General features: G+C 72.0%; 11 protein-coding genes. 2 read left to right on the top strand and 9 right to left on the bottom strand.

Going from position 1 to position 10,850, the window contains the following annotated elements; genetic code table 11:
- Window positions 1-120: 120 nt before the first annotated feature.
- The 3 genes from ACFW2Y_RS06960 to ACFW2Y_RS06950 form a co-directional block, all read right to left on the bottom strand.
- Window positions 121-483, bottom strand: coding sequence for a cytidine deaminase (locus ACFW2Y_RS06960; RefSeq protein ID WP_384874640.1), 363 nt, complete (start codon window positions 481-483; stop codon window positions 121-123).
- Window positions 484-531: 48 nt separating this feature from the next.
- Window positions 532-1,266 (bottom strand): hypothetical protein, encoded by a 735-nt coding sequence (locus ACFW2Y_RS06955; protein WP_384874639.1) that lies wholly within the window; start codon window positions 1,264-1,266, stop codon window positions 532-534.
- A 133-nt stretch (window positions 1,267-1,399) separates the two neighbouring features.
- Window positions 1,400-2,221 carry a helix-turn-helix transcriptional regulator gene (locus ACFW2Y_RS06950; protein ID WP_384874647.1) on the bottom strand — a complete coding sequence of 274 codons (822 nt, stop codon included), beginning with the start codon at window positions 2,219-2,221 and terminating at the stop codon, window positions 1,400-1,402.
- Between the two features lie 157 nt (window positions 2,222-2,378).
- Between ACFW2Y_RS06950 and ACFW2Y_RS06945 the strand changes: the two genes are divergently transcribed.
- The gene (locus tag ACFW2Y_RS06945) at window positions 2,379-3,782 is read left to right on the top strand and encodes an MFS transporter (RefSeq protein ID WP_384874637.1); all 1,404 of its coding nucleotides are present in this window, start codon (window positions 2,379-2,381) and stop codon (window positions 3,780-3,782) included.
- Window positions 3,783-3,815: 33 nt separating this feature from the next.
- Here ACFW2Y_RS06945 and ACFW2Y_RS06940 read toward each other — a convergent pair whose 3' ends face one another.
- The 5 genes from ACFW2Y_RS06940 to ACFW2Y_RS06920 form a co-directional block, all read right to left on the bottom strand.
- Window positions 3,816-4,169 (bottom strand): MmcQ/YjbR family DNA-binding protein, encoded by a 354-nt coding sequence (locus ACFW2Y_RS06940; RefSeq protein WP_384874634.1) that lies wholly within the window; start codon window positions 4,167-4,169, stop codon window positions 3,816-3,818.
- Window positions 4,166-5,461: a hemolysin family protein gene (locus ACFW2Y_RS06935; RefSeq protein WP_384874631.1), complete on the bottom strand. Its 1,296-nt coding sequence runs from the start codon at window positions 5,459-5,461 to the stop codon at window positions 4,166-4,168. Before ACFW2Y_RS06935 ends, ACFW2Y_RS06940 begins: the two co-directional genes overlap by 4 nt.
- A 5-nt stretch (window positions 5,462-5,466) precedes the next feature.
- Window positions 5,467-5,964, bottom strand: a complete 498-nt coding sequence (gene ybeY, locus ACFW2Y_RS06930; protein ID WP_041129173.1) for an rRNA maturation RNase YbeY — start codon at window positions 5,962-5,964, stop codon at window positions 5,467-5,469.
- Between the two features lie 12 nt (window positions 5,965-5,976).
- Entirely contained in the window at window positions 5,977-7,014 is a 1,038-nt protein-coding gene (locus ACFW2Y_RS06925) for a PhoH family protein (RefSeq protein ID WP_384874627.1), read from the bottom strand.
- A 121-nt stretch (window positions 7,015-7,135) separates the two neighbouring features.
- Window positions 7,136-8,254 carry a carbohydrate kinase family protein gene (locus ACFW2Y_RS06920; RefSeq protein ID WP_384874624.1) on the bottom strand — a complete coding sequence of 373 codons (1,119 nt, stop codon included), beginning with the start codon at window positions 8,252-8,254 and terminating at the stop codon, window positions 7,136-7,138.
- A 258-nt stretch (window positions 8,255-8,512) separates the two neighbouring features.
- On the opposite strand from ACFW2Y_RS06920, the gene ACFW2Y_RS06915 reads away from it, so the two are divergent.
- Window positions 8,513-9,844 carry an MFS transporter gene (locus ACFW2Y_RS06915; protein WP_384874621.1) on the top strand — a complete coding sequence of 444 codons (1,332 nt, stop codon included), beginning with the start codon at window positions 8,513-8,515 and terminating at the stop codon, window positions 9,842-9,844.
- A 7-nt stretch (window positions 9,845-9,851) separates the two neighbouring features.
- Here ACFW2Y_RS06915 and ACFW2Y_RS06910 read toward each other — a convergent pair whose 3' ends face one another.
- Window positions 9,852-10,850 (bottom strand): adenosine deaminase, encoded by a 999-nt coding sequence (locus ACFW2Y_RS06910; protein WP_384874645.1) that lies wholly within the window; start codon window positions 10,848-10,850, stop codon window positions 9,852-9,854.

Below are 10,850 nucleotides of genomic sequence, written 5' to 3'. Positions count from 1 at the left end.
CCCGCCGCACCAAAACGCAATTACAAGCCCCCGTTTTCCACAAAACCCAACCCCGGGGGGGGCGCCCGGCCCGCCGCCCGCCCCCCACCGCCCCGTTCTCGCCGCCGAAGCGCCGCCGGCTCAGCCCGCGGTGACCGCCGCGCGCAACTGTCCGTCCGGGCCCGCCAGCAGCACCGGCGTCTCCGGCCCGCCGAGGTCCCGCACCGCCGCGCGGTCCGCGTCGGACGCCGCCTCCGCGGTGGACACGACGGCAGCGGCCTCCAGGGACTCGGCCCCGCTCGCCACCGCCATCGCGACCGCGGTCTGCAGCGCGCTCAGCTTGAGCGACTCCAGGTCCACGGTCCCGGCCACATAGGTGCGGCCCGTCTCGTCGCGCACGGCCGCCCCCTCGGGCACGCCGTTGCGGGCGCGGGCGCTCCGCGCCAAAGTGATGATCTTGAGGTCCTCGGCGCCGAGGTCGCCGTGCTCGCGGTGGAGAGTCATGATCAGAGGATAGGCCGGGCGGATGCGGTACGGGGCCCCGGTCCGGGCTCAGCCCTGGACGGCCTTCACGAACTTGTCGGTGGCCAGCTTGCCGAGCGCGTCGAAGTCCTTCTTGGCGGAGGCGGAGTCCGCGAGCAGCATGAAGCGGAACACCCCGGTGCCCTGGCTGCCGATCACGAAGTTCGGCTCGATCGTGATGCCGGGGAGGACCTCGAGGCCCAGCGTGAAGGCGATCCCCTGCTCCAGACCCTGCGGCGCGGTGCCCTTCTTCACCGTGAGCTTCATCTTCTGGCCGTCGGCCTCGACCGTCATCTCCTTGCACGCGTCCAGCGCCGCGGAGAGCCTGGTGACGTAGTCGGCCGCCCCGGTGCCCTCGAAGGTCACGACCTGCTCGCTGATCTCCGATGCGTTGTTCCCGATGACGAAGCCGGCGCTCGGCCCCTTCGCGGTGTCGGCGATCGAGTTGCTGCCCAGCATCCCGGCCAGGTCCTGGCACTCGGCCTTGTCGGTCTTGTACCCGCCCGTGGACTCCTCGTGCTTCGTGGTCTTCCAACCCGACGGCAGGTCCTTCAACTCCAACAGGGCGGCCTTCATCTGGGCCTCCGTCAGCGGCGCGGCCGGCGCCTCGGGGGTGGGCTCGGCAGAAGTCGCGGACGGAGCCGCGGGCGCGTCGGCACCGCCCTTCGCGGCCTCGTCCTCCGCCCCGCCGCCGCAGGCCGCGGTCAGCGAGAGCGCGGAGACGGCGAGAACGGCTGCGACGCCTCTGCTGATACGAGCACGCATGGTGGGACACCTCTTAAGCACAGGAAACGGGGCACGTCGTCCGACCCTTCCCCGGGGACGACCGGACGACCGGACGACGAGGATATAGAGGCCCCCACAACGGACCTGCAACAAGATCACAACGGATCCGCGCTCAACCCGCGACCGGGTACATCGCCCCTCGACGCCCCGCCGGGGAGACCAGCCACTCCAGCTTCTCGGCCGTGCTCGCCTCCGGGAGCGGGGTGTGCATCACGATGACGAGGTCCGGCCGGGCCGGGACCCTGAGCTGGGTCGCCTCGACGACCAGCGTGCCGACCAACGGGTGCTCCATCTCCTTGCGGTTCTGACCGCCCGGCAGGACGTCCCGCCGCCCCCACAGTTCCGCGAACTCCGGGCTCGCTTCCACGGCCGCGTCGACCACCGCCTGGAAGCCCTCGTCGTCCGGGCATTCGGAGCAGGCCGAACGGAACTGTGCGACGACCCTCGGCGCGAGTTCCTCCCAGTGCCCCATCCGCGAGCGGTACAGCGGGTCCGTGAAGAAGTCGATCAGGCAGTTCTGGGAGATCTCCGGCCGCATCCCCAGCACGACGGCCGCCGCCTCGTTGTACATGACGGTGTTCCAGTACGCGTCCATGATGTGCGCCGGGAACGGCATCCACGCATCGATCAACCGCCGCAGCCCGTCGCACATGTCCCGGTCCTCCGGCGCGGCCTCCGGGGCCGGCGGGTTCAGCCCGGCCAGGACGTACAGATGGCGGCGCTCGGCCGGACTCAGCCGCAGCACCCGGGCCACCGAGTCCAGGACCTGCGGGGAGACCGTGATGTCCCGCCCCTGCTCCAGCCACTGGTACCAGGAGACCCCGACCCCCGCGAGGACGGCGACCTCCTCGCGCCGCAGCCCCGGGGTGCGGCGACGCGCGCCCCCGTCCGGAAGGCCCGCCTCGGCCGGGCTCACCCGGGCCCGACGGCTCATCAGGAAGCCGCGCAGTTCGGCCAACCGGTGCTGCTTCGCGCTGGTGCTCTCGAGAGCGGTGGCCACGTGCGCTTCCTCCCCCTGGACGCCTGGTGGTACGACCAACAGGATAAGTACTCGCTCCCCTGCTTTGTTCCCGTCCGCCGAGGGTGGGGCCATGGCAACGACGACCTCCCCACCCGCATCCCGCACCGCTCCCGCCGCACCCCCGGCCCTCTCCGGCCGTGACCGGCTCGTCCTCTTCGTCCTGTGCGCCGCCCAATTCATGGTGGCGCTCGACTTCTCCGTCCTGAACGTCGCCCTGCCCGTCCTCGGCGCGGACCTCCGCTTCGACCCGTCCGGCCTCCAGTGGGCGGTCACCGCCTTCGCCCTGCCCTCCGGCGGGTTCCTGCTGCTCTTCGGCCGGATCGGCGACCTCTTCGGCCGCAAGAAGCTCTTCCTCACCGGCCTGGCCCTCTTCGGCGCCGCCTCCCTGCTCGCCGCCCTGGCCTGGAGTCCCGGCGCCTTCCTCGCCGGCCGCGCCCTCCAGGGCCTCGGCGCGGCGGCGATCGTGCCGACCGGCATGGCGCTGCTCACCACCGTCTTTCCCGAGGGACCGCTGCGCGCGCGGGCGCTCGGCATCTCCGGCACCCTGCTCTCCCTCGGCTTCACCGTGGGCATGGTGCTGGGCGGCGTCATGACCGACACGCTCGGCTGGCGGTCCACGATGGCCCTGCTCGTCGTCTTCACCGTGGTCGTGCTGCCGCTCGCCCCGGGCCTGCTCCCCGAGTCCCGCACCCCCGAGCGGCCCCGCCTCGACGTGCCCGGTGCGATGACCGTCACCGGCGGTCTGCTCTTCCTGATCTACGCACTGACGACGGCGGCCGAGCGCGGCTTCGGCGGTACGGACGTCCTCGTCGCCCTGGTCCTCGGCGTACTGCTGCTCGTGGCCTTCGGCCTCGTCGAGTCTTGGCACCCGGCCCCGCTGGTCTCGCTGCCGATGCTGCGCCGCCGCACCGTCGCCCTCGGTAACCTGGGCGGTCTGGTCACCTTCGCGATGATGTCGACGATCGTCTTCGTCCTGACCCTGTACCTCCAGGGGACGCTGGGCCTTTCGGCCTTCGCCTCCGGCATCGTCTTCGGCGTCCAGGGCGCGTGCTCGGCCCTGGCCGGCGTGCTCACCCCGAAGGTGATCGACCGGCTCGGCGCCCACCGGACCCTGGTGCTCTCGCTGGCCGGACAGGGCCTGCTCACCGCCGCGCTGCTCGGCATCGGACGGGAGTCGGGCGCGGTCCTGGTGACCGTCGCCCTCTCCCTGGGGTCGATGCTGCACCTCGGCGCGATCGTCTCGTACGGCGTGACCGTCACCTCGGGGGTCCGCAACGAGGAGCAGGGGCTCGCCACCGGCCTGGTCACCACCACCCAGCAGGTCGGTCTGACCGTCGGCATCCCGTTGCTGGGCGTGCTCGCCACCACCGACCCGGAACTGTTCGCGGGCGTCCGCTCGGTGATCGCCCTCGACGCGGTGATCGTGCTCGGCGCGGCGCTGCTCATCGCCCTCGGGCTGCGCAAGCGGGCCTGAGGACCGTGCCCGTCGGGCCCGCCCCTGTCCTCCTCAGGACCGGTCGAGCCGGAGTCGTACCGCCTTCGGAAGACCGGCGACGACCAGGTCGTACGAGTCCTCGACGAGCTCCCGGACCATCCGGTCCGGGAGCTCTCCCACGGTCACCGTGTTCCAGTGCCGCTTGTTCATGTGCCAACCGGGGATGATCGCCGGGTGCTCCTCACGGAGCCGCACGGCCTCGTCCGGATCGCACTTGAGGTTGACCCGCAGCGGCACGGCGTCGAACGCCGACAGCGCGAACATCTTCCCGGCGACCTTGAAGACGGAGGTCTCCTGGTCAAACGGGAACTCCTCCGTCGCGTCGTTGAAGTCCAGACAGAAGGTCCGCAGCTCGTCGGGGGTCATTCCGGCGCCTCCTCCGGTTCCAGCGGTTCCACGAGCACGGTGACGATCTTGTTCCGGCGGCCGGCCGGGGACTCGGCCGTCAGCCGCAGGGAACGCCCGTCCGGCAGCTCCACCACGGCCCTGGCGCCGGAGATCGGGACCCGGCCGAGCGCCTTGGCGAGCAGACCGCCGACGGTCTCCACGTCCTCGTCGTCGTACTCGTCGGGGCCGAAGCCGTAGAGCTCGCCGAGGTCGCCGATGTCGAGACGGGCGGTAACCCGGTAGCGGCCGTCCCCGAGCTCCTCGACGGGCGGGAGTTCCCGGTCGTACTCGTCGGTGATCTCGCCGACGATCTCCTCCAGGATGTCCTCGATGGTGACGATGCCGGCCGTCCCGCCGTACTCGTCGATGACGACGGCGACGTGGTTGCGCTCCTGCTGCATCTCGCGCAGCAGGTCACCGGCGTTCTTCGTGTCGGGGACGAAGGCGGCGGGCCGCATCGCGGTCGACACCAGGTCGGCCTCGGAATCACGGTTGACGTGCGTCCGGCGGGCCAGGTCCTTCAGATAGACGATGCCGACGATGTCGTCCTCGTTCTCGCCGGTGACCGGGATCCGGGAGAAACCGGAGCGCAGCGCCAGCGTGAGGGCCTGACGGACCGTCTTGTACCGCTCGATGCAGACCAGATCGGTGCGGGGCACCATCACCTCGCGCACCAGGGTGTCGCCCAACTCGAAGACCGAGTGCACCATGCGGCGCTCCTCGTCCTCGATCAGCGACTCCTGCTCGGCGAGGTCGACCATGGCCCGCAGCTCGGCCTCGGAGGCGAAGGGGCCCTTGCGGAAGCCCTTGCCCGGCGTCAGCGCATTGCCGATGAGGATCAGCAGTTGCGGGATCGGGCCCATGATCCGGGCCAGCGGAAGCAACACGTACGCCGCGGTGGTCGCCGTGTTCAGCGGGTGCTGCCGGCCGATGGTGCGCGGCGAGACGCCGACGGCCACGTACGAGACGAGGACCATCACTGCGATCGCGACGAGCAGTGCCTCCCAGGTCTCCGGGAAGGCTTCGAGACAGGCGTACGTGACGAGGACGCCGGCCGCCATCTCACAGGCGACGCGGACCAGCAGCGCCACGTTCAGATAGCGGGTCGGGTCGGAGGCGACCTGGGCGAGCTTCTCGGCACCGCGCCGCCCGGACCGTACGGCCTCGGCGGCACGGAAGGCGGAGACGCGGGCGAGACCGGCCTCGGCGCAGGCGGCGAGCCAGGCGACGACGACCAGCGCGACCGCGCCGAAGATCAGCGAAACGTCCATCGGGGTCAGGAGACGGTCGGCGCCGGGGACGGGCCGGTGAGGCCCTTCTCGGCCCGCCAGCCGTCGACGATCGCCGCCTGGAGGCCGAACATCTCGGCCTTCTCGTCCGGCTCCTCGTGGTCGTAACCGAGCAGGTGCAGCACGCCGTGGACGGTGAGCAGCTGGAGCTCCTCGTCCATGGAGTGCTGCGTCGGGGCGTCCTTGCCCTGCTGGGTGGCGACCTCGGGGCAGAGCACGATGTCGCCGAGGAGCCCCTGCGGGGGCTCCTCGTCGTCCTTCGACGGCGGGCGCAGTTCGTCCATCGGGAAGGACATGACGTCCGTCGGCCCGGGCAGGTCCATCCACTGGATGTGGAGCTGCTCCATCGCCTCCGCGTCCACGACGATCACCGAGAGCTCGGAGAGCGGGTGGATGCGCATCCGGGCGAGCGCGTAGCGGGCGATGTCGAGGATCGCCTGCTCGTCGACCTCGGTTCCGGACTCGTTGTTGACGTCGATCGACATGGTGCTCGTTTACTACTTCCCGTTGCGGTTGTCGTACTGCTCGTACGCGTCGACGATACGGCCGACGAGCTTGTGCCGAACGACATCCTGCGACGTGAGCGTCGAGAAGTGCACGTCCGGGACACCGTCCAGGATGTCGCGGACCTGTCGCAGGCCGCTCTTCGTCCCGTTCGGCAGGTCGACCTGGGTGACGTCACCGGTGATGACGATCTTCGAGTCGAAGCCGAGGCGGGTGAGGAACATCTTCATCTGCTCGGGGTTCGTGTTCTGCGCCTCGTCGAGGATGATGAACGCGTCGTTCAGGGTCCGGCCCCGCATGTACGCCAGGGGGGCGACCTCGATCGTCCCGTTCGTCATCAGCTTGGGGATCGAGTCGGGGTCGAGCATGTCGTGCAGGGCGTCGTAGAGCGGCCGCAGATAGGGGTCGATCTTCTCGTAGAGCGTGCCCGGCAGGAAGCCGAGCCGCTCGCCCGCCTCGACGGCGGGCCGGGTCAGGATGATCCGGGTGACCTGCTTGGACTGCAGGGCCTGGACCGCCTTCGCCATGGCGAGATAGGTCTTGCCGGTACCGGCGGGACCGATGCCGAAGACGATCGTGTGCTTGTCGATCGCGTCGACGTACCTCTTCTGGTTGAGCGTCTTGGGACGGATGGTGCGTCCCCGGCTGGAGAGGATGTTCTGCGTGAGCACCTCGGCGGGAGTCTCCTCCCCGCCCTCCGCCGATCCGTTCTCGCTCGCCCTGAGCATGGCGATCGAGCGTTCCACTGCGTCCTCCGTCATCGGCTGACCGGTGCGGAGCACCAGCATCATCTCATCGAACAGGCGCTGGATCAGGGCGACTTCCGCCGCGTCTCCGACCGCGCTGACCTGGTTGCCCCGGACGTGGATGTCCGTCCGGGGGAACGACCGCTCGATCACGCGGAGCAGGGCGTCGCCTGAGCCGAGCAGGGTCACCATCGGGTGCTTCGCGGGAACGGTGAAGTGGGCGCGGGCCTGTCCGGGCGCCCCGTCCTGGGGCGCTCCGTCGTGGGCTGTGGGTGTCTGCGTCATGGGCCGGCACTGTGGCCTGCAGGTACCTCCCGTTGCGCGGTTCTCGCTGCTCGACAACCTCTCGGCTACCAGCCTACGACCAGGCGCCGCCGTGCCCGTAGCGGTTTACCGCGCCCGGTGGTCAGGAGGTGGCCGCGCGGAAGCCGATCGTCGGCACCGCCCTGCGCAGCGGCCAGGAGCGGGCGGGGGCGGGCAGGAGCCGCTCCAGGAAGGCGTACCGGCCGCGGAGCGCCTCCGGGTCCTGCTGGGCGTGCCCCTGGACGTGCTGCCACCAGGCGGCGATCTCGCCCCAGGTGGGGGCCGAGAGCGAGCCGCCGAATTCCTGGACGGACAGGGCCGCGGTCAGTCCCGCGAAGGCCAGCCGGTCGGCGAGTGGCCAGTCGGCGAGGGTGCCGGTGACGAATCCGGCGACGAAGACGTCCCCGGCACCGGTCGGATCGAGGGCGGCGACCCTGATCGCGGGGACCTCGGCGGTCTCGCCGGTGGCGGCGTCGACGGCATAGGCGCCCTCGGGGCCGAGGGTGACCACGGCGTAGCGGACCTTGTCGGCGAGGGCGCGGGCGGCGGCCCGGGGGCAGTCGGTGCGGGTGTAGCGCATCGCCTCGGCGGCATTGGGGAGGAAGGCCTCGCAGTGCTGGAGGTCGCCGAGGCCGGCCAGGTCCCAGCGGCCGGTGTCGTCCCAGCCGACGTCGGCGAAGACCTTGGCCCCGCCGCGGGCGGCCTGGGCGACCCACTCCTCGGGACGGCCGGGCACGAGGGAGGCGACGGCCGCACGCGCGTGCGGCGGATAGGCGGGCAGGGCGTCGTCGAGCGGCGGGGCTTCGTGGCCGTGGGAGACCATCGTGCGCTCGCCCTCGTAGGCCATGGAGACGGTGACCGGCGAGTGCCAGCCGGGGACCGTGCGGGAGAGCGACAGGTCGATCCCCTCCCCCTGTTCCAGGGCGTCCCAGCAGTACTCGCCGTAGTGGTCGTCGCCGAAGGCCGCGGCGAGGGAGGTCCGCAGGCCGAGCCGGGCGAGGGCGGTGGCCATGTTGGCGACCCCGCCGGGACTGGAGCCCATGCCCCTGGCCCAGGACTCGGTGCCGCGGACCGGGGCGCTGTCCAGGCCGGTGAAGATGATGTCGAGGAAGACCGTGCCGGTCAGGAAGACGTCGCAGGCGGGGTCGGTGGGCTCGCGCAGGCACACCAACGGGTCGACCCCGGCGTCGTGTTGCGACTGCTCTCCCTTTGCTGTGGTCACGGCAGGCTCCCCGGTCGTGGTGCGGATCAGATCAGTGTGCCCGATGGGGGGCCGGTGACGGATGGGATGCAGCAGGAAGCGCTTGAGATACCCCTCAATCGCCATCCCAAACAATAAGTGACCCAGATCACACCGTAAACCAGCGGGAACCATCTTCTCCGCCCGCTCGCCCGCTTGATACACATGGCCTCGCGACCCCGTGCTCCCTGCACACCACCGGGCGCTCCACCCCTCCCCCTTCTGTTCCCGGGAACGCCCATGTCCGCGCGGACGCGCGGCGCGGGGGCGCTCGTCGCCCTCGTCGCCCTCTTCACCGCTGGTTACCTCGCCCCGTACCTGCTGCCCACCGTCGTCGGCCGGCTCCCCGCCGGGCTCGGCGTCACCCCCGCCCAAGCGGGCCTGGTCGGCTCCGTCCTCCTCCTCGGCTCCTCGACCGCCGGCTTCGCGCTCGCCGCCCGCGGCGATCGGATCGGGCCCCGCCCGGCCGCCCGTGCGGGCCTCCTCGCGATGGCCGTCGGATACGGCGCCGCCACCACCACCGACTCCGTACCGCTGGTGGTCGCGGGCGTGGTCCTCGGCGGCCTCGGCTCCGGCACCGCAACCGCCGTGGCCGTGGCGGGCATCGCCGGTGAACACGATCCGCACCGGGCCTCCACCCTCGGCCTGCTCTCCGTCTCGGCGACCGCCGGCGCCCTCTACCTGACCCTCCCGCACCTGGGCGGCGGACATGCCGGACCGCTGCTCGCGATCGCCGGTGCAGCGGCCCTGGTGTGGCCGGTCACGCACCGGCTCCCGGGCGCCGCACGCACGGTGCGCGGGGCCGCCGCGACGTCCCGGGGCCCCCTGCCCTACCGGCGGACCGGTGCCGTGCTCGCCGGCAGCATCCTGTGCTGGTCCCTCGCGCAGAACGCGCTCTGGGGGGTGAGCGGGCGCATCGGGCTCACCCAGGCCGGCCTCTCCGAGGTCACCGTCGGCGCGGTCTTCGCGACGGCGCTCGGCGCAGGGCTCCTCGGAGTCACGGCCGCGGGGGCACTCGGCTCGCGGCTGGGCCGCGCGGTTCCGATCGGGGTGGGCACGGTGGTCATCGCGGGGTGCGTGCTGTTGAGCTCGGCCGCCGGGGGCCTCGCCGCCTTCGCGACCGGCGAGGTCCTCTGGAACGCCGTCTACCCGGTCGTCCTCTCCTACCTCCTGGGCATGGCGGCCTCCCTCGACCCGCACGGCCGCTGGGCCGTGACGGTCGGCTCGGTGTCCTCGCTGGGCACGGCCTGCGGCCCGGTCGCCGGCTCCCTGCTCTCCGCACGCTTCGGCTACCCGGGGATGGGGCTGGTCCTCTGCTCCCTGCTCCTGCTCGTCGCCGCCCCCATGGCCGCGGTCGCCCGCCGCGCCGCCGGCCGTCCGCTGGTCCCCGGCTCGATCCGCCGCCGCGGCGGCGCCCCCGCCGCGGTCCTCGCGGGCAAGGGGGCCGCGGCGTCCCTGGTCCCCCAGGTGGGCGCTCCGGAGCAGCCGGTGGCCGCGATCCCGGTGGGAGCGGGCCGCCGCCGGGCGTCGCGGTCGACGTTCGGACTGGCGAGGCCGTCGGACCGGGGGTGAGCCGGTCCTACTCCGTACCGAAGGCGTACGCCTCCACCTCGGCGAGGTACCGCGCCCGGCGGGGCTCGTCGTCCTCCAGGAACGCGGCCCGGAAGGAGTTGCGCGCCAGTCCGCGGAGCTGGTCCTCGGTCAGTCCCAGCGCCTGCTGCACGCCGTCGAAGTTGTCGCCCGCGTACCCCCCGAAGTAGGCCGGGTCGTCGGAGTTGACGGTGACCAGCAGTCCCGCGTCCATCATCAGCGGGAGCGGATGGTCAGCGAGGGCGTCGACGACGCGGAGCCGGACGTTCGACAGGGGACAGAGCGTGAGCGGCACCCGCTCGCGGGCCAGCCGCTCGACGAGCTCCGGGTCCTCCACGCAGCGCAGGCCGTGGTCGATCCGCTCGACGCCGAGGACGTCGAGGGCCTCCCGGACGTACGCGGCGGGGCCCTCCTCGCCGGCGTGGGCGACGCGGCGCAGACCGAGCCGGGCGGCCTCCTCGTACACGGCCCGGAACGCGGCCGGCGGGTGGTCGGCCTCCGCGGAGTCCAGGCCGATGCCCGTGATCCGGTCCAGATACGGCTTGGCCGCCTCCAGGGTGGCCATCGCCGACTCGACGGGCTCGTCGCGCAGGAAGCACATGATGAGCCGGGTGGAGACGCCGTACCGTTCCTCGGCCCGGTCCAGGGAGGCGGACAGGCCCTCGACCACGGTGCCGAGGGGGACGCCCCGCGCGGTGTGCGCCTGCGGGTCGAAGAAGACCTCGGCGTGCCGAACGCCCTGGGCGGCGGCCCGCTCCAGGTAGGCGTCGGCGAGCTCGGTGAAGTCCTCGGCGGTGCGCAGGACGGCCATCAGACGGTAGTACAGGTCCAGGAAGGACTGGAGGTCGCTGAAGCGGTAGGCCTCGCGGAGGGCGGCGGTGTCCGCGTGGGGCAGGGTCACGCCGTTGCGGGCGGCGAGCGCGAAGGCCAGCTCGGGTTCGAGGGTGCCCTCGATGTGGAGGTGCAGCTCGGCCTTGGGTACGGGCAT

The organism is Streptomyces sp. NPDC058877 (assembly GCF_042742855.1).
Taxonomy (GTDB): Bacteria; Actinomycetota; Actinomycetes; order Streptomycetales; family Streptomycetaceae; genus Streptomyces.
This window is presented reverse-complemented; position numbering and strand designations above follow the sequence as displayed.